Source organism: Streptomyces puniciscabiei, assembly GCF_006715785.1.
Lineage (GTDB): Bacteria > Actinomycetota > Actinomycetes > Streptomycetales > Streptomycetaceae > Streptomyces > Streptomyces puniciscabiei.
On record NZ_VFNX01000001.1, the window covers coordinates 154,040 to 171,532 of the forward strand.

The 17,493-nt window shown below is 69.4% G+C and carries 16 protein-coding genes, 4 pseudogenes and 1 riboswitch; of the genes and pseudogenes, 4 read left to right on the plus strand and 16 right to left on the minus strand.

Going from position 1 to position 17,493, the window contains the following annotated elements; translation table 11 throughout:
- Positions 1-160: 160 nt before the first annotated feature.
- Entirely contained in the window at positions 161-1,354 is a 1,194-nt protein-coding gene (gene rodA, locus FB563_RS00580) for a rod shape-determining protein RodA (RefSeq protein ID WP_055704686.1), read from the minus strand.
- 471 nt (positions 1,355-1,825) lie between these two features.
- Here rodA and FB563_RS00585 point away from each other — a divergent pair.
- A pseudogene (locus FB563_RS00585) lies at positions 1,826-3,015 on the plus strand (IS110 family RNA-guided transposase).
- A gap of 8 nt (positions 3,016-3,023) precedes the next feature.
- On the opposite strand, the gene FB563_RS00590 reads toward FB563_RS00585, so the two are convergent.
- The 3 genes and pseudogenes from FB563_RS00590 to FB563_RS00600 form a co-directional block, all read right to left on the minus strand.
- Positions 3,024-4,736: an LCP family protein gene (locus tag FB563_RS00590; protein ID WP_199832736.1), complete on the minus strand. Its 1,713-nt coding sequence runs from the start codon at positions 4,734-4,736 to the stop codon at positions 3,024-3,026.
- Positions 4,737-4,843: 107 nt separating this feature from the next.
- A pseudogene (locus FB563_RS00595) lies at positions 4,844-5,925 on the minus strand (P-type ATPase actuator domain-containing protein); the annotation flags it as partial.
- Positions 5,918-6,280: an ArsR/SmtB family transcription factor gene (locus tag FB563_RS00600; RefSeq protein WP_055704685.1), complete on the minus strand. Its 363-nt coding sequence runs from the start codon at positions 6,278-6,280 to the stop codon at positions 5,918-5,920. The gene FB563_RS00600 and the pseudogene FB563_RS00595, both read right to left, overlap by 8 nt.
- A gap of 481 nt (positions 6,281-6,761) precedes the next feature.
- Between FB563_RS00600 and FB563_RS00605 the strand changes: the two genes are divergently transcribed.
- Positions 6,762-7,214 (plus strand): hypothetical protein, encoded by a 453-nt coding sequence (locus FB563_RS00605; RefSeq protein WP_055704684.1) that lies wholly within the window; start codon positions 6,762-6,764, stop codon positions 7,212-7,214.
- A 225-nt stretch (positions 7,215-7,439) separates the two neighbouring features.
- Complete coding sequence (locus FB563_RS42680) at positions 7,440-7,619, plus strand: DUF1707 domain-containing protein (RefSeq protein ID WP_055704683.1); 180 nt, start codon at positions 7,440-7,442, stop codon at positions 7,617-7,619.
- Here the strand turns inward: FB563_RS42680 and FB563_RS00610 are convergent.
- Positions 7,562-7,731, minus strand: a pseudogene (locus FB563_RS00610) (TerD family protein); the annotation flags it as partial. The gene FB563_RS42680 and the pseudogene FB563_RS00610 overlap by 58 nt on opposite strands.
- Before the next feature lie 62 nt (positions 7,732-7,793).
- Positions 7,794-8,576: a hypothetical protein gene (locus FB563_RS00615; RefSeq protein WP_055704682.1), complete on the minus strand. Its 783-nt coding sequence runs from the start codon at positions 8,574-8,576 to the stop codon at positions 7,794-7,796.
- Between the two features lie 383 nt (positions 8,577-8,959).
- Here FB563_RS00615 and FB563_RS43720 point away from each other — a divergent pair.
- A pseudogene (locus FB563_RS43720) lies at positions 8,960-9,486 on the plus strand (divalent metal cation transporter); the annotation flags it as partial.
- 240 nt (positions 9,487-9,726) lie between these two features.
- Here FB563_RS43720 and FB563_RS43725 read toward each other — a convergent pair.
- From FB563_RS43725 to FB563_RS00665, 10 genes are all read right to left on the minus strand, one after another.
- Positions 9,727-9,867: a hypothetical protein gene (locus FB563_RS43725; protein ID WP_234357612.1), complete on the minus strand. Its 141-nt coding sequence runs from the start codon at positions 9,865-9,867 to the stop codon at positions 9,727-9,729.
- A gap of 199 nt (positions 9,868-10,066) precedes the next feature.
- Positions 10,067-10,504: a hypothetical protein gene (locus FB563_RS00625; protein ID WP_055704680.1), complete on the minus strand. Its 438-nt coding sequence runs from the start codon at positions 10,502-10,504 to the stop codon at positions 10,067-10,069.
- Between the two features lie 107 nt (positions 10,505-10,611).
- On the minus strand, positions 10,612-11,343 hold the full coding sequence (locus FB563_RS00630; RefSeq protein ID WP_055704679.1) for an MgtC/SapB family protein: 732 nt from the start codon (positions 11,341-11,343) through the stop codon (positions 10,612-10,614).
- A 97-nt stretch (positions 11,344-11,440) separates the two neighbouring features.
- Complete coding sequence (locus tag FB563_RS00635) at positions 11,441-11,809, minus strand: VOC family protein (protein ID WP_055704678.1); 369 nt, start codon at positions 11,807-11,809, stop codon at positions 11,441-11,443.
- Between the two features lie 412 nt (positions 11,810-12,221).
- Positions 12,222-12,395, minus strand: a riboswitch (M-box (ykoK) riboswitch).
- A 70-nt stretch (positions 12,396-12,465) separates the two neighbouring features.
- Positions 12,466-12,729 carry a hypothetical protein gene (locus FB563_RS00645; protein ID WP_055704677.1) on the minus strand — a complete coding sequence of 88 codons (264 nt, stop codon included), beginning with the start codon at positions 12,727-12,729 and terminating at the stop codon, positions 12,466-12,468.
- Positions 12,730-12,756: 27 nt separating this feature from the next.
- Positions 12,757-12,939, minus strand: coding sequence for a hypothetical protein (locus FB563_RS00650; protein WP_055704676.1), 183 nt, complete (start codon positions 12,937-12,939; stop codon positions 12,757-12,759).
- Between the two features lie 694 nt (positions 12,940-13,633).
- Positions 13,634-15,085 carry an LCP family protein gene (locus FB563_RS00655; RefSeq protein ID WP_055704694.1) on the minus strand — a complete coding sequence of 484 codons (1,452 nt, stop codon included), beginning with the start codon at positions 15,083-15,085 and terminating at the stop codon, positions 13,634-13,636.
- Between the two features lie 64 nt (positions 15,086-15,149).
- A complete protein-coding gene (locus tag FB563_RS00660) occupies positions 15,150-15,491 on the minus strand; it encodes a hypothetical protein (protein WP_055704675.1) in 342 nt (113 codons plus the stop codon).
- Positions 15,492-16,036: 545 nt separating this feature from the next.
- Positions 16,037-16,183 (minus strand): hypothetical protein, encoded by a 147-nt coding sequence (locus FB563_RS42685; protein ID WP_159045449.1) that lies wholly within the window; start codon positions 16,181-16,183, stop codon positions 16,037-16,039.
- 247 nt (positions 16,184-16,430) lie between these two features.
- Entirely contained in the window at positions 16,431-17,336 is a 906-nt protein-coding gene (locus FB563_RS00665; protein ID WP_055704674.1) for a hypothetical protein, read from the minus strand.
- Positions 17,337-17,493: the final 157 nt, after the last annotated feature.

The following is a 17,493-nucleotide window of genomic DNA, read 5'->3' on the forward strand; positions in this document are numbered from 1 at the left end:
GCCACGGGCTCGATCACCCTCTCGGCCGACCACAAGGCGGTCAAGGCGGCAAGTGGACCACGCTGAGGACCACGACGGCCGTCAACGAGAACTGCACCTGCACGATCAAGCGGACGTTCACCGAAAAGGGCACCGAGCAGGCGGTGAGCTGATGATGACGTCACGGCCTCGTCTGCTGCACCCGGATCGACTGCAGCAGGCCGACCGCCACCCACACTGCGAACATCGAGGAACCGCCGTAGGAGACGAACGGCAGGGGAATTCCCGCCACCGGCATGATGCCGAGCGCCATGCCGATGTTCTCGAAGGACTGGAAGGAGAACCAGGCGACGATGCCGGCGGCGATGATCGTGCCGTACAACTCGGTCGTCTCCCGGGCGATGCGACAGGCGCGCCACAGGATCACTCCGATCAGGGAGATGATCAGGATCCCGCCCACGAAGCCCAGTTCCTCCCCGGCGACGGTGAACACGAAGTCGGTCTGCTGCTCCGGGACGAACTGACCGGTGGTCTGCGCGCCGTGGAAGAGGCCCTCGCCCGTCAGACCGCCGGAACCGATGGCGATGCGGGCCTGGTTGGTGTTGTAACCGACTCCGGACGGGTCCAGGCTCGGGTCGGCGAAGGCGGCGAAGCGGTTGATCTGGTACTGGTCCAGGAGATGCAGCTGCCACACGGCGACGGCGCCGAGGACACCGATGCCGAGCAGACCGAAGACCCAGCGGTTGGAGGCGCCGGATGCGAGCAGCACGCCCAGGATCGTGACGGTCATGACCATCGTCGAGCCGAGGTCCGGCATCATCATCACGACCATGATCGGCACGGCGGCCAGCCCCAGCGCCTGGATCACTGTGCGGCCGTCGGGGTACTTCCTGTCACCCGCGTCGACCCGGGCCGCGAGGAGCAGCGCCATGCCCAGGATGATGGTGACCTTCACGAATTCCGAGGGCTGCAGTGAGAATCCGCCGCCCAGCACGATCCAGTTGCGGTTGCCGTTGATGGTGGCACCGAGCGGGGTGAGCACCAGCAGCACCCCGAGCACTGAAATCCCGTAGAGGATGGGCACCGCGTTGCGCAGGGCGCGGTGCCCCAGCCACATCGTGCCGATCATCAGGACGCACCCGATGCCGAGGTTCATCAGGTGCCGGACGAGGAAGTAGTGCGGGTCGCCCTGGTTGATCGCGGTGCGGTTGCGAGTCGCGGAGTACACCAGCAGCGAGCCGATGAACGACAGGGCGAGGGCGGCCAGCAGTATCGGCCAGTCCAGCCGACGGATGCTGGAGTCGCGCGCGAAAAGCCGCGTCCAGGCGGGGCGCTCGGGGCCATAGCCCGAGACGGTGAAGCTGCTCCCGGTCATGACAGCGTCCTCCGGCTTTCGCGCTCACAGGCGGTCGCCCGCGGGTCGTACGGTCGGCTGTGGTCACCGAGCTTCCACACCCTCTCGTGGACCGGCCGCATGCGGCCAAGAGGCAGGTGACCCATGGAGGACTCCGTTCGCTCCAGAGACGAAGCAGGCTGCCGCGCCCATCATATCTGCTTGATTGCGCAAAGCTGCAATAGAAACCCGGCCGCGTACGATGCCGGCCGCCGGTCAGGCGTCCCTACCTTGTTGATCGGGATGAGCGAGCCATTCGTAGGGTTGGCTCACCCAGGGGTGCCGGGTGTGGCTTTCAGGCGTCTGCCGTGGTTGTGGCTTAGTCCGATTCGCCGCCCGGCGCCTCACGACGACTCGGCTGCTCATTAGGAATTGCGGCACTGATCGCTCAGTAGGGACTCGACAGCGAGGTCGTCTGTGGTACCTGCACGAACACGACCTGTGGAGAAGCGAGTGACAGCGATCTGGGCCGGTATCGACGCCGGGAAGACGCATCACCACTGCGTGGTGATCGACAACGCGGGCAAGCGGCTGCTGTCCCGGCGCGTCGCCAACGACGAGACCGAACTGCTCAAGCTCATCGCGGACGTTCTCGACTGGGTGACGAGGCAGTGTGGGGCATCGACCTGGCCGACGGCGGGGCCGCCCTGGTGATAGCGGTCCTGCTCAACCACGGTCAGCAGCTGCTCTACATTCCCGGACGGGCGGTCAACCGGGCCTCCGAGGGCTACCGGGGTGACGGCAAGACCGATGCCAAGGACGCAGCGGTCATCGCCGACCAGGCCCGCATCCGGCGCGACCTCACGCCCTTGCGTCCCGGCGACGAGCTGGTGTCCGAGTTGAAGGTCCTCACCCGGCACCGCCGCGACCTCAGCGACGACCGCACCCGGACCATCAACCGACTCCGCGGCCACCTCACCGAGATCTTCCCCGGCCTGGAGCGCGAACTCGATCTGGGCAACGTCGGCCCCCTGGTGCTGCTGACCGGCTACCAGACCCCGGCCGCCATCCGCCGCACCGGCCGGCGGCGTCTGGCCACCTGGCTGCGCAACCGCAAGGTCCGCAGCGCGGACGAGCTCGCCGCGAAGTCCGTCCAGGCCGCCGAAGGACAGCACACTGCTGTCCCCGGTGAGGACATGACCGCCCACGTGGTTCACTCCCTGGCCAGGGAGGTGATGGCCCTCAACGAGAAGATCGCAGAGACCGACAAGCTCATCGAGGGCCGGTTTCGCCGCCACCGCAACGCGGAGGTGATCACGAGCATGCCCGGCATCGGTGTCCTGCTGGGCGCAGAGTTCCTGGCCGCCACCGGCGGAGATATGGGCGCCTTCGCCAGCGCGGACCGGCTGGCCTCCTTCGCCGGTGTCTCCCCGGTGCCCCGTGACTCCGGGAAGGTGAGCGGCAACCTGCACCGTCCCACCCGCTACAGCCGGCGTCTTCAACGCGTCTTCTACACCTCCGCGTTGATCAACATCCGCTGCTGCAACGAGTCCCGCCGCTTCTACGATCGCAAGCGTGCCGAAGGCAAACGACACAGCCAGGCCGTCATGGCACTCGCGCGCCGCAGGGTCAACGTTCTGTGGGCCCTTCTTCGTGACGGACGGTGCTACGGCCCCATACCCGCCGTCACGTCGGCCGCTTGACATCTCCATTAGGAATCGGAGTCGGGTGTGCTGCGCGCCGCCGCGTACGCCTGGGGCGGTGTCATGGAGATGCCGTTGAGGCTGACCGTCTTGTAGGGGCTGACCTTGGCGCAGGTCTTGGCCTGGTCGGCGGTGGAGGCGTGGGCGCCTCCGACGGCGGCCTTGGTGTCGGCCGGCGCCGGGGAGGAGCTGCCGCCCGGGAAGCCGGTGCCGCTGGGCCAGTCGCTGCCGATGACCAGGGTCAGGCCGGTGCCGGTGCCCTGCTTCAGATGCGAGGAGGGCAGACCGAGCGCCTTGGCGACCGTCGTCGTCTCCTCCTTCTGGCCGGTGCCGTAGGTGAGGGTGGTGGTGGCCGCCGGGCTCGGCGCGTTGGCCGTGGTCGTCGCCGAGTTGAAGCCCTGGTCGGTCAGGGCGGTCGCGATGTCCGAGGCGCGGCCGGTGACCGCGGTGCCGTTCTCGACGGTGACGGCGATCTGCGACGCGGGGACCGCCGGGGCGGTGGGCTTCGCGGTCGGCGAGGCCGCCGCGGACTTGTCGCCGGAGCCGGTGGTCAGGGACTGGTCGTTGGCGATGGTGGAGAACAGGGACTTCGCGCCCGGGCCCACGACGAGCCGTTCCTTGTTGTTCGGGTCGGGGGCCGTCTGCATCGTCGTGAAGGTCATCCGCTTGGTCGGCACCTTGTTCACGTCCGCCGCGAGCGAGATCAGCTTGCTCACACTGCCCAGGCCGTCGTCCACGGTCAGCGCCTTGGTGGCGGCGTCGGCCAGGCCATAGACCGCGGTGGGGTCGGTGAGCGTCCCCGTGCTCTTGAACTTGCGGATCAGCGAGCTGAGGAAGAAGTGCTGGGTCGTCGTACGGCCGAGGTCGCTGCCGTCGCCGAAGCCGTGCCGGGAGCGGACGAACTCCAGCGCGGCCTGACCCTTGAGCGTGTGGTCGCCCTTGGACAGCTTCAGGTGCGAATAGGTGTCGTACACGTCGTCGGTGACACAGACGGAAACACCACCGACCGCGTCGGACATCTTCACGACGCCGGCGAAGTCGAGCTCGACGAAGTGGTCGACCGGGATGCCGGTGAGCTGATGGACCGTGGCCACCTGGCAGGCGGGACCGTACTGAAGCGCGCTGTTGATCTGGCCGTAGTAACCGTTCGTGGACTGATGGCTCTGGCTGTCCGCGCAGGCGGGCACCTGGGTCATGGTGTCGCGGGGGATGCTCATCACCGTCGCGTTGGAGCGGTCGGCGGCTATGTGCACCACCATCTCCACGTCCGCGTTGCTGCCGGTCTGCACACCGGTCCTGGCGCAGCCGCCGCCGAGCTTGCAGTCCTCGACGCTGGTTCGGCCGTCCGAGCCCATGACCAGGATGTTGATCGGGGTACGGCCGAAGGCGTCGGCCTTCTCGGTGCCGCCCTTGCCGTCGAGCGAGACGCTGTTGATGTTGCCGTTCAGGTGCTCGTAGAACCACCAGCCCGCACCGGCCGTGACCAGGATCAGTACGGACAGGGTGATAGCGACGATCTTGAGCGCCCGTCGGGCGCGCCCGGCCGGATGTGCACGACGCCGCGACCGGGCAGCGCCCCGTGACCGGGAGGTGGCCCGGGCCGCGGCACGGCCGCCCGGTGGGCGCCTGCCCTCCGCCTCGTACGTACGCTGACCGGGCACCCGGGTAGTGGTGCGGCCGCGCGTGGCCTGGCCGTTCGGGCCGTCCCACGGGTCGCTCATCTTCACTCCCATGAACGGTCGGGCTCGTCAGGCCGGGCCATCAAGGGTACGGCCAGGCATGCGCGGCTGGTTCGTGACAGGCGAGGGGTGAGCCCCCACCTGGATTGCATGGTTGCGCAATCTAGCAAACCCGTGGCCTGGGCTGTGCAGACCTCCAGGACGTCGGGGTCGTTCCGGCCGTCCGGGCCGAGGCCGCGGCCGACGACGGGCTGGCCCTGGGTGAGCGTGCCGGTCTTGTCCAGGCACAGCACATCAGCGGCGCCGATGTCGTACAGGGCGGGCAGCCGTCTGACGATCACCCCGCGGGTCCGGGCCAGCAGTGAGGCTCCGCGGGACAGGCAGGTGGTGACGAGGACCGGCAGCATCTCCGGGGTCAGCCCCACCGCCACCGCCACCGCGAACGGCAGGGTCTCCAGACCGCGTCCGCGCAGCGCCGCGTTGGCCATCAGCACCAGCGGGGGCGTCAGCAGCATGAACCGGATCAGGATCCAGGAGACGCCGTGGACGGAACGGTCGAAGGCGCTCGGCTCCGGCCGGCCCGCCCTACGGCCGTGCGCGGCACCGAACCGAGTGCTCGCACCGGTTACGGCGACGACCGCGGTGCCGCTGCCGGAGGCGATGCCGCTGCCCTGGAAACACCACTGCGGCTGATCGAACAGTCCGCTGCCGGTGCCCGAAGGCGCGTCGTCGGTGTGCTTCGCGACGGGCGCCGACTCTCCCGTGAGCGCGGACTGGTGCACGGTCAGACCGCTCGCGCGCAGCAGGCGTACGTCCGCCGGTACGAGGTCACCCGGCCCGAGGCGGATCACGTCGCCGACAAGAGTTCGTCCACGGGGATCTCGCGAGAGGTGGGTACCGCGTCCTCGTCGGCGCGCCGCAGAACGGTCACCGTGGTGGCGACCAGCCGGCGCAACGCGGCCGAGGACCGGTCGGCCCGGTGCTCGCCCGTCGCGCGCAGCCCGCAGCTGACCCAGACGAGGGAGAGGATCACCGCGGCGGTGCCCCAGGCGAAGACGGCCGCCGAGACCAACCCGAGGCAGAGCAGGACCGCGGTGAAGGGATCACGCAGGCTGCGCACGAACAGTCGAAGCCAGGAAGCCTCGCCGCGAGCCGGAACCGTGTTGCCGCCGAACCGGGCCGGAGCAGGCAGGTCCACTTCCTGGTCCGAAGCCGCTGTGCTCTCAGTCACTGGTCCCGTGCAGAAGTCGTACGGGCGCGGAACCCTGGCGGGAACGTGCCGTCAGCTGCCCGATCATCACTCGCACGAGCGTCACGACGTCCGGGTCGTCGATGTAGTAGACCTGCCGCCGGCCCTCACGGCGAGAGCACACCAGTCCGGCGAGCTTCAGCTTCGCCAGGTGCTGGCTCACGGCGGGCAGGGCACCACCCACCCGGTCGGCGAGGTGCGTGACATCGCACTCCCCCTGCGACAGCGCCCACATCAGGTGAAGCCTGACGGACGAGGCGAGCAGCCCGAAGGCGCCGGCAGCAGCCGCCAGCACGTCGGCCGACGGATCCTTGAAGCCACCGACGTTCCCAGCCACGGTCCTCTGCCCTCCCGCCCGCACTTCACAGCCGACACTCATACGCCCACCCAGTGTAGGCGCCGGGCGCAAGCAGTCCTGTGGAGCAGGACGTCGGCTCCGCGACCGGGGGTGTGGCTGCCTCCAGTCGTAACTACCGCTTCCTCGCTACCGGTTCCTCGCGGGGTTCACGGCCTTACGGCCCCTCGCCCCAGCGCACCGAACAACACTCCCCCATCAGCGTGCCGGCCCTGCCGACAGCAGCCCCGCTGCGATCACTGCGCAATGACGCTGCTCCATTCCAGTGACAAAAGAATGAGAAGACGAGGAGGGGAAACATTTGTTCAACCTGCTGCTCTACCACGAAAAGTAGACGATTCAACGGCCGGCGCACCCACTTCGGCGTGCCGCTCAGCCGCGCTCGGGCCAGCCTGGATGTGCGAGCCGCCCCGAGTGACCGACTCGCACCCAGGGGGACGTCGAAGAAAGCAGGAGATCCACCATGAGTTTCTCCCGAAGCCGCCGCGCCCGTGCGCTCGCTGCCGGTGCCCTGTCCGCCGCCATGCTGTCGACCGGTACGGCAGGAGCCGTCGCCGCGACCGGGACGCCCGCCCCCAAGCCTTCCATGACCCGCACGGGCATGCCGAGCGTGAGGCCGTCGCGGACGCCGACCGCCATGGGCTCGATCACCGTCTCGGCCAACCACAAGGCCGTCAAGGCGGGCAACGCCGTGGTGTTCACCGGCCGGGTCAGGGGCATCAAGGCCGGTTCGACGCTGGTGCTCCAGCACCTGCACAACGGCAAGTGGACCACGCTGAAGACCACGGCGACCGTCAACAAGAACGGCACCTACACGATCAAGCGGACGTTCACCAAGAAGGGCACCGAACAGGTGCGGGTGGCGACCAAGTCCGGCACGTTCCGCTCCTCGCCGGTCACCGTAAAGGTCAGCTGACGGTGAGCTGACGCAGGTCAGTGACCTGACTGGTTGGCCGCCCGGGGAAGATGCGGGCGACCAACCAGATGGTCCGGCATTGCCCGGCTGGTGCTGTGACCGCGAAGGTTCGCCGGGTTGGATGATCAAGGCCATGGTGCTGAGTGATCGGCCTCCCCGTCGGATGCCTGGCCCGCTACGGACCTTGGCGCGTTCGCGTCGCCAGCACGGCAGTACGGTGAAGCGGTGACGCCCTTACCGGAAGACTCGTCGCCGCTGATCAGCGAAGACGACCGCGGCATGGCCGTGCAGCGCCTGCAGGAGTCGTACGCCGAAGGGCTTGTCTCGCACGAGGAGTTGGACGAACTCTGGTCGGACACGACCTTCCCTGACGCGTCGCACAGCGCGGAGGCGTCCAGATCGTAGTCGGCACCCGTGGTGGTGCGTACAGCCCAGCCGGGACCGACGGTTACGGCGGTCAGTCCCGGCGGCTCCTTGTCAGTGAGACATTGCCGCCCCTGGCCAGGGCCACGCCCATGAGATGCCCTCTCGCGATGATGGTGGCGGGATGCCGCCTCTGCGGCGTTCCATGCCTGTGTGCTACCGCATGTGCGGACGTGTGGGGCCGGTGAAGCCCGGACTGCCGAAGTCGGGGCTTGAGCAATCCGGGGCGATGGCGCCGGGGCGACGGGCGGACAGCGAGTCGTCATCCGGATCGTCACTGTCGGCGCCTGCCCCGCCGGCGGCTGCCTCGCGAGCGGAACGGACGGCTTCCTCTGCCATGTGCGCCCGCTCCAGGAGGCCGAGGAGGAACGGCACCATGCCGCGTTCCAGCAGCGCAGCCTGCCACACATCCCACGCCTGACGCACGCGCGGATCTCTGTCCCCGTGGTCCGCGTGACCCGCCGACGACCGGTTGCGCGCCGCGGCGACCAACAGCCATATGAGATCGACGGCCCCGGATCCGACGGCCACGACGGCGGCGACCGCACCTGTGGTGACCAGGTCATCGCCGATCTGCCGGGCCTGGTCCAGGGCACGCAGGCCGTACCCGAGCGCCAGGAACACGGCTCCTGCCACGGCCGAAAGGCTCGGCACGAACACGGCCAGCACCGGCAGGATCCCACCTGCCGCACGTGAGGCAGCGCCTTCGTCGCGCCTGGCGGACGCTTCCTTCAGCTCAAGGTAGTCCCGGTACTCGGCTCCCGCTGTGGCCGTGATCGCTTTTCGTGCCGCCACCGCACGGGCACGTAGATCTTCGCGGGTGGGCCTTCCCGCATGCCGGCGCAACGCCTGGCTCAATTCCGGGGAGCGCAGGGCTTGGTCCAGGAGCCGCTCGAAGACGGCATCGCCGTTTGCCGGCAAACGGTCGGGCGTGGACATGTATGGCTCCCGCTGCAAGTAAGGGTCCCGGAGATGGCAGGCGCACCCGAAGGGAGGTGCCGCACCGTCTCGCGGTGGACATCGTCATGGTTCTCTAATTGCGCAATCGTGAAACCTTAGTCAAGCACGGAGAACGGCTTGCCGAAGAAGGACCACCGGAGCGGAGGCGTCCGGACGGGCCGCCGCCGGAGCGACCCGCCGAAGCCGCCGCTCGGAAAGCCGCCGACCGGCCCGCGCGGCCCGGCGCCCTGTTCGACGAGGCTCACCTCGGCGAGCTCCAGCGCGCCTTCGGCCGCGTCCCCCCGAACACGCCGAGGAACCGCCCGGGTTCAAGGCCCCGGCTGCTGACACTGCCGGCCGTCGTCGGGCCCGGCATCGTCGTGATGGTCGGTGACAACGACGCGGGCGGCGTGGCCACCTACGCGCAGCCAGGCCAGAACGACGGCTACTCCCTGCTGTGGGTCCTGCTCCTGCTCATCCTCGTACTGATCGTCGCCCAGGAGATGGTCGTACGACTGGCGCGGTCACCGGCGTCGGCCAAGCCCGCCTGATCACCGAGCGGTTCGGCCGGTTCTGGGGCTGGTTCAGCGCCGGTGACCTCTTCCTGCTGAACTTCCTCACCATCGTGACCGAGTTCATCGGCGTCTCCCTGGCTGCGGAACATCTCGGCGGCCCGCCGTGTGTCGTCGTCCCGGTGGCCGCCGTCGTTCTGGTCGCCATGACTGCCGGCGGTTCCTTCCGCCGCTGGGAACGCGCCATGTTCGCCTTCATCGGCGCCGGCCTGCTTCTGATCCCGCTGACCTTGATGTCCCGGCCGCGGTGGGGCGACGCGGACCACGCCGTCGTGGTGCCCGGCGTCCAGGGCGGCGTCAGCAGCGAGGCCATCCTGCTGATCACCGCGATCGTCGCCACGACCGCCGCACCGTGGCAACGGCTCTTCCAGCAGTCCAACGTCGTCGACAAACGCATCCCCCGTTATGTTCTGGGGCGGCCGTCGTCACGCTGGCCACCAGCTACGTCTTCGGAGACGTCTTCAACCTGCGCCACTCCCTGCACCACAGCTTCGGCGAGGCCAAGCGGTTCTACGGCTCCTACAGCCTGCTGGTCCTGCTCCTGGTGTGCAACGACACCGAAGTGCTCGGCCCCTGGGTCAACCCGCGCAGCCGAACGTGCTCGCCACCGTCATCATCGCCGTTCTGCTGATGCTCTCCGGCACGCTGACGGCGACCAGTCTCTTCCCGACGGTGGACGTCACCCGGCTCACGATCTGGCTGGCCATCGCACTGGTCACGAGCCTGATCGCGGCCGGTGTCGCGCTTCCGCGCCGCCCGGCGCCGCGCGCCGGCACGGCCGAGGCCCGTGCTGTCGCGGGTCGAGAGTCCTGTCAGGAGCCGCCGAGCCGGATCGCCTTGATGAGCAGGAGCAGGGCGCTGAGGATCAGATAGCCGCGCAGCGCCGTCATGCCCGGGCGCACCAAGGATCCCGGTCGATCAGTGACGCTGCCGGGCGGCATCGACCAGGAGGCGGGTGACGTCGGCGGGGAGGTTCGGATGGCGCTGGATCCAGTGGGCGTCCTGGCCGTGGATGGCGAAGACCCAGGCCGTATACAGGGAGTTGAGACTGGGCGCGTTCTTGCCGAGCAGATACGGACGCACGGCCTCCATGGGGAAGCCCTCCAGCGTATGGGCGGTGAACCACAACTCGTCGACCGTCTCCGTCAGGCTCCGGCGGCGTTGGCGGGTGGCGCCGCGGTGGCCGTGCCACAGGGCCACCACGACGAACGTGGCGGTGCCCGCGCCGATGAGGGCCCCACTGACGAGCGGCCGGTCCCGGGCGGGCGCGGTGGCCAGCGCGGTCACCTCCAGCACCATCAGCACGATCACCCCGAGCATGGCGGTGACTTCGCCGGTGTGCGGCAGGGTCCTCATGACACGTTCTCCCTCGGGTTTCCATCCTGGCCCGTCACCGGACCGTTGTCCTGGGGCCGTACTGTCCCTGTCCGGCCCGGGCGGCCCGAGGGCGCTGCCCTGGTGCGTCAGGCCAGCACCCGCGGGCGTTCCCGTTCGGACTCCTCGTCGTCCACGTGCCAGTGCAGGTCGCTCACGCCCGGCTCCAGGGACAACCGGGAGATGACCTGCTCCAGTGCGGCGGCGACATCGCCGTTGATCATGACCGCGGCACGCAGGCCGGCCGTCTCGCCCTCCCGGCGCGCACGCAGCCCGGTAGGGGCGAGTCCGGAGGCGGTCAGGGTCTGCAGCAGCAGGGCGCGCAGGTGGGGCTCGGCGCTGCGCTCGCACACCAGGTGGACTGTGGCGCGGACAGTGGCATCAGGGTCCGTACCGGAAGCCGGCGCTCGGTCCAGCAGCCGCCCGGCCGGCCGCAGCACAAGGTGGACGGCCAGGACCACCACGGTGCCGAGGACGGCCAGGCTCAGCTTGCCGGAGGCGGCCAGGACCCCGACGGCCGCCGAGCACCACAGGGTGGCGGCGGTGTTCAGGCCGCGCACTCCGGCCCCGTCGCGCAGGATCACGCCACCGCCCAGAAATCCGATGCCGGACACCACGTAGGAGGCGACCCGGGTGGGGCTGCCCATATCGCCGACGGCCTCGCTGTACAGCACGAACAGGGTGGCGCCGGTGGCGACCAGGGCGTTGGTGCGCAGCCCGGCCATCCGGGCCCGCCACTGCCGCTCGACGCCGATCAGCGCGCCGCAGGCCACCCCGGTGCCGAGTCGGGTCAGGAATTCGACGGTGGTCAGTGCGTGCACGAGGCACCTCCTTTAAGGAGCGGGGCCGCGAGCGGCCGGATCAGATGCGTGACAGCGACGCCCCAGGCGGTAGCCGCACGGCGTCCGGCGCCGGACGTCAGGCGAGCGGCTGGAGGAATTCCAGGCGGTTGCCGACGGGGTCGGTACTGTAGAAGCGGCGGTGGCCGGGCAGGTTGTCGTCCCACACGACCGGCGCGCCGTGTGCGGCGAGGCGGTCGGAGAGGGCGTCGATGTCGGTCACCCGCAGCCCGGGGTGGGCCTTTTGCGCGGGCCGGAAGGGGTCTTCGATGCCCAGGTGGAGCTGCACGCTGCCGCCAGGGGTGGCGAACCAGCAGCCACCGCGGGCGGCGAGCACCGGTGGCTTGGGGATCTCGGTCATCCCGAGGGCGCCGGTGTAGAAGGCGCGCAGCGTCTCCTCACTGGCGGGCGGGGCGGCGAGCTGGACGTGGTCGAGAGCGGCGAGCATAGCGAAGGCCTTTCTGTCTTCAGCCTGGCCGACAGCCCGGTGCGGGGTGCGGTGTCGTCGAGCCTGATGGTGCCGAGCGCACCCTGGATGTCGCCGACGTGCGCGTCGTCCAGGACCCCAAAAGGAGGAGATAGGGGGCACGCGAAAGCCATCCTCCCCGCGCGAGCGCGCAGGACGGCAGCCCGTCACGGCGCACGGCCGTGCGGGGGCAGCAGACGCGGACGGGAATCCGCGCAGGGAAGGTGGTTACCGCGTGCCGGAAGAATGCGAGGACAAGCGGGTAAGGGGCCGACTGTGGCCCGGACTACTGCTACTGCAGTCCATGTCTCTCGCCTCCTTCCGGCCGGGGACACGCACGGCGCGCGTCGACGTCGACTCGGCAGGGAGCGGACCGGCCCACGCGACGGTGGCCGGCACACCCCAACTCGTCAGAGCTTTGGCACTCCACGGCGTAATCCCCTTGCCGGGGAAGCCACTTGGCCTCACCCCTTGGGCCGGGGAGAGGTGTCCTGACCCTGGGCGTCTCTCGACGTCGTGGGGTCAGTGGCCTGTGTCCGTGAAGACGCCTCACCGAACGAGGTGCCCTTTTCAAACCTCAAAGAGTGTAGCCCAACGCTTGCATGCTTGCGCAAGTCATTTGCGATCTCTTCACGCGGTCACGGACCGTGGCGTACGTCACCCGAACCGATCCAGTCATCGATCACGGCGACGTTTACCCCAGCGTCCAAGGCCAGGACCTCGGGCGCGACACCGGCGCTCCAAGCAGCGACCACCGCACGCCGAAGGTCCTCCGCACGCGTCGCCAGCCCGGCCTCGGCGGCCTCCGCGGAGGCCGCCATCAAGGCCCCCGCGTCCTCGGTCAGCCGTTGCGCCGCCTGGCTCACCGCGAGGCGTTCCTTTGCCCACCGCTGATCGTTCACCGCCTGCCTCCCTGGGACCGAGCCGGATCAGTCCTGCGTGGCCGACCGGGCGAGCTTGACACCGAGTCCCAGAAGGCGCACCGGCATCCCGACACCGCAGGCATCGGCTACGGCGAGAACCGCCGGCTCGGCGACGGGGAGCAGAATCCGCAGGCCACGCTCGGCCACGGCGGGCAGCGTGAAACGGGGCAGTGTGATCGTGATCGTCATGACGCACCTCCGCCTGATCGGCACCCGCTGGCGGACCGGAGGCAGGCGTAATGACTGCCTGGCACATTCCGGAGAGCCAGGCCGTCAGACAGCGGTGCGGTGCCCGCCGAACGCCCGGGGTGCCACGGAATGGGAGCTGGGACTACTGCTGCAGGAACTCATCCCGTTCACCTCCTCGCGCTCGCGGCGGTCGGATCGGGCAACGACACATCGCGCCCTCGGCCAGAATACGCCCACCCATGCCGCGACCACATGCCGAAGCCCACCGAGCCGGTTCTCGCACCCGCACCGCTGGACGGGACGCGGCGACCCGGATCGCGGACGGCCACGAGTCGAGGTGCACCGGCCACCACCGTGTGGGCCGGCCTGCACGTTGCCGAGTCGTACGGCGCCACTCCGGAGGGAGGCGGGAGTCAGATGAACCGCACTTGCAGTAGTCCGGGCCACAGTCGGCCCCGCGCCCGCCCTCGGCACTCGGCACTCGGCAACGCCACTCGTCCACCTGCGCTTTGGCTGACCTGACACCCGTGCGGCCCTGCGCCGCCGCGGGCGGCCGGGCTGCCTCGGTCCGCCCATGCGGCGAACCATGTCTCTCGCCTTCTTCCGGCCGGGGACGCAGGCGTCGACGTCGCCTCGGCAAGAAGCCACCCGGTCCTGGATCACCGCTCACGCGAGCCACGGCATCGAGGGTGGGTCAGTTGACGCACGGCACACCGCCTGCCTCCACAGGCGGGCCGTAGTCGTCCGCTGTTGCCGTGCTCGACGCGGAAGCGGTCGGCGTCCGGGTCGGAGCTGCCTGACTGGGATGCGTGTAGTCCTCGCCGAGGGTGACGACGACGTGGCCCGCGGACACGGCGGGACTGGAAGCGGCGGTGCCGGCGTGGAGCCGGCCGGCGATCTGCTGAGCCGCCTGCTGTGCCCCTGCGCCGTAGCGGACGGTGGTCGCAGGCTGCGTGGTGGTGTTGCCCGTCGTACCGGCCGTGTAGCCGAGTTCGACCAGAGTGGAGAGCGCCTTCGAGGCGAGGCCCCGACCGCCGTTGCCGTTGATGACATCCACGGTGGCGGGTGCGGCCGCAGTGGTGTCGGAAGCCGCGGGAGACGGGGCACCGGCCGCTCCGAAGGCTTGCTGCACGATCGACTTGATCTTCTCCGGATCCACGAGGTTGACGTCCTCGCGGTTGCGGATCCCGAAGCCCTCGATGGGCAGGGTGCGGAACACGACGTTGCCGCCGGTGAGGTCCGGGGCCTGCTGTGCGAAATCGAGCACGTTCCAGCTGCTGTCCAGGACGACATCCTTCTTCACGACGTCGAACAGTCCTTGAAGCTTGGACGGGCTGCCCCAGACACCCTCGGTCTTGAGCTGATGCGTGACTGTGGAGATGAAGGCCTGCTGCCGGCGCGTACGGTCCAGGTCACCGGCGTCCAGCCCGTGCCGCTGTCGTACGAAGGCCAGTGCCTGACGGGCGTTCAGCTGCTGCAGGCCGGCCGGGAAGTCGGCACCCGAATAACGGTCCTTGACCGGGTGCTTGAGGCACACCGTGACGGGCTGCAGAACCTTGGCGATGTCGTAGAAGCCGAGGAGGTTGACCTCGGCGAAGTGGTCGATGGGCACGCCGGTGAACTGCTGCACTGTCGCCAGCGTCGCCTCCCGGCCGGCCTCACGGCTCTTCGCTTCCAGATCCGCGCCCTTGACGCCCTGGGCGGCGTACTTGTCGTGGGCGGTGGTGTACGCGTTGGCGTACGCCTCCTTGATCTTGAAGTGGCCCTGTATCGAGCCGTCTCCGTTCAGCGTCTGCACGTAGTCGTCGCGCGGGATGGAGAACGCCTGCACCTTGCCGCCGTTCGCGGGGATGTGCATGAGGATCAGGGTGTTGGTGTTGTAGTAACCGATGTCGCTCGACCCGGCGTGCAACTCGGTCTGCACGAACTGCCGTGGCAGGTCGTTGCCGTTCATGTCCTTGCGCGAGTCGAGACCTATCAGCAGCAAGTTGACCGCGTTGTCCAGGTGTCGGGCCGCCTTGCCGCGGATCGCGTCGAGCGCATCAGAGGTGGTGAGGCCGTGCGTCAGGGACCGGTAGGCGTACCAGGTCGCACCGCAGCCGAGCAGCACAGCCGCCGAAACCGTCCATGTCGCAACACGCAACACGACAAGCCAGGGCGCCCTGCGTCCGCGTGTGACGGCGGCCGAGTACGGACGGTGTCGCATGCTCTCAGGCACGATCCCTCCTGTTCATTCCGTACCGGAGCACGGCTACCGCCAGCGCCACGACGACCACCGCGCACTCCGCCGCGGCCATCGCCGGGAACACCGCCACGGCCCACCGCACCAGCCGCGTGGCCAGCGGACCGTGCGACGTCAGCACCGTCCCCGCCGTGACAACGGCCACAGCCAGGGCCGGCAGCGGTGCCACGAATCCCAGAGCGCGGCGACGAACCGCCGCCAGGGCCGCGAGCAGGGCTCCCGCCGCCGCTCCCACCACCACACCCCAGCCGGGCTCCCGGCCGACCAGGGCGTCCACCCCGTCTCCCAGAAGCAACGGTCCCAGCAGCATCGCTGCGATGCCCCCTGCCCGGGGCCGGCGCACAGGAGACGCGCCGCCCTCGCCCCGCTGCGAGCGTGGCGCACGGGGTGTGCCTTCGGACGGCGTCCGCTCTCCGGCCCGGCCCTGAGGGACCACCCGACTGTGCGTCACGGAGCTGTGCTGCCCCTGCGCGCCGATGGCACTGTTGACGCGTTCCCGTTGATGGCGCATGCGCTCGCTCTCGCTCATCTCGACGCGGGCAACACGGCTGAATCCGGAGTGTTGCCCCGACTGCCACCAGTGAGACGAAAAAGGAGCTCTGATGGTTGCACAGTCGCGCAAGTAGGCAAGTATTCGAGCTGGGTGTCCTCGGGTTCACGCCCCTCCACCGTCTGGCCGGCGTGCGGCTATGGTCGCCGTTCCTCCCGCAGCGACCCCCAGGGTCCGGCACATGCGGGCACGACAGGCCCTGGCGCCCATACCGAGCCGGTCGGCGATCCCGCGATCACGGATGTAGGCCACGCGATGATGGATCAGTGCCGCTCGAGGCGTGCTGTGATCCCTTCTGTCCGGGGTTACTGCAGGGCCCCGACGGCGCGCGAGATGATCAGCGCCAGGGTCAGCAGCGAGATCGTGGACTGTACGGACATCAGCAGCTTCGCCCAGCGGGACAGCGGCATGGTGTCGGTGGGGCTGAAGGCCGTGGCGTTGGTGAGGGCCACATACAGGTAGGTAGTCCATGTACCCCGGCTCCCAGTCGTCGGGCGCGATGCCCTCCTGCTGCATCCGGGGAAAGAGGAAGTCCGGGCGCGGGTGCGTGCCCAGGGCATGGGCTACCGGGCCGCCCCGGCCTCCTGGTTGGCGGAGCCGTTCCTCGACAGCTCCACTCCACAACCGGAGGCCTTCACCCGTCACCCGATTCAGACGATGTCAGAGCACAAACTCGACCAGCATGCCTGGGCAGTACAGCTAACCCAGCTCCACCGCCAGCACCCCGGCCTGCCGGGAATCGGGTGTGCTGTGCGTCCAGCCTCGGTCCGAGGCGGCGCTGCTCCAGCGCCGGCCGTCGAATGTCACGGATGTGGCGTGCAGTGCGGTGGCGTGGCAGAGCAGCCACAGGGCGAGGGACCAGCCTGTGGAAGCCTGCTCGGTCGCAATCGGGAAGCTGACGCTGTCGCCGCCGGTCGCGGGCCCGGCGACCGGCGCGTCGCCGAACTCCCGCCGCACGGCTGCCGCGACACCGCTGCCGTCACCGGCCTCGCTCACGGCGCCCGCCGCGCTGCTCGCTGTATCGGAGGGAGCCGGGTCGGCCCCACTCACCGTGCAGTTCAGCGCCGGCCCCTCCCGCCCCGTCAGCACGTCGGCCAGCGTCGCCGCCATGGCCTCATGTGATGCGTAGGCCTCCGGGTAGCCGCTGTGCTGGACTCGCTGCGCGGCGACGGTGACCGGAAGGCCGAGGTAGTCGGGCACCTTGACCAGCGCGTCGAAGAACTTGCCCGACGCGTAGACGGGGTCGCGGATCTGGGCGGGACTGCCCCAGCCCTGGGACGGGCGCTGCTGGAACAGGCCGAGGGAGTCGCGGTCCCCGTACGTCAAGTTGTGGAGTTTGGACTCCTGGATCGCGGTCGCCAGGGCGATGGTGACAGCGCGTTCCGGCAGGCCGTGCGCGTGGGCCACGGCCGCGATGGTCGCGGCGTGGGACGCCTGGTCCAGATCGAGTGTGACCGTCGTACCGTCCGTGCCCTGCGCCGTGCACTCGTCGGGAGTCGCCGAGCGGATGAACCGGACGGCGAGATAGCTCACGAGCGCCAGAACCACGCTCACCCCGATCAGCACCGCCCACGCCTTGCGGCGCCCCGTCCTGCGTGCCGCCACGCCGACCCTCCTCTTACCTGGCCTCGACTACAGTTCAGTTGCGTTGTTGCGCAACCATATAACCCTGTTGACCGAGTCCTGGAGCGGGAGTCGAGGGGGTGGACCCGATCGAGGGGGAAAGCATGACTGGTCGGCGTGGACCGGCGAAACTGGCCGT

Excerpts from the sequence above, each read along its gene's own strand:
- FB563_RS00660 (WP_055704675.1), bottom strand. The coding sequence starts at position 15,491 with ATGCTGCTGGGACCGTTGCTTCTGGGAGACGGGGTGGACGCCCTGGTC.
- FB563_RS00590 (WP_199832736.1), bottom strand. The coding sequence starts at position 4,736 with ATGAGCGACCCGTGGGACGGCCCGAACGGCCAGGCCACGCGCGGCCGC.
- FB563_RS00625 (WP_055704680.1), bottom strand. The coding sequence starts at position 10,504 with ATGAGGACCCTGCCGCACACCGGCGAAGTCACCGCCATGCTCGGGGTG.
- FB563_RS00650 (WP_055704676.1), bottom strand. The coding sequence starts at position 12,939 with ATGACGATCACGATCACACTGCCCCGTTTCACGCTGCCCGCCGTGGCC.
- rodA (WP_055704686.1), bottom strand. The coding sequence starts at position 1,354 with ATGACCGGGAGCAGCTTCACCGTCTCGGGCTATGGCCCCGAGCGCCCC.
- FB563_RS00635 (WP_055704678.1), bottom strand. The coding sequence starts at position 11,809 with ATGCTCGCCGCTCTCGACCACGTCCAGCTCGCCGCCCCGCCCGCCAGT.
- FB563_RS00605 (WP_055704684.1), top strand. The coding sequence starts at position 6,762 with ATGAGTTTCTCCCGAAGCCGCCGCGCCCGTGCGCTCGCTGCCGGTGCC.
- FB563_RS00615 (WP_055704682.1), bottom strand. The coding sequence starts at position 8,576 with ATGTCCACGCCCGACCGTTTGCCGGCAAACGGCGATGCCGTCTTCGAG.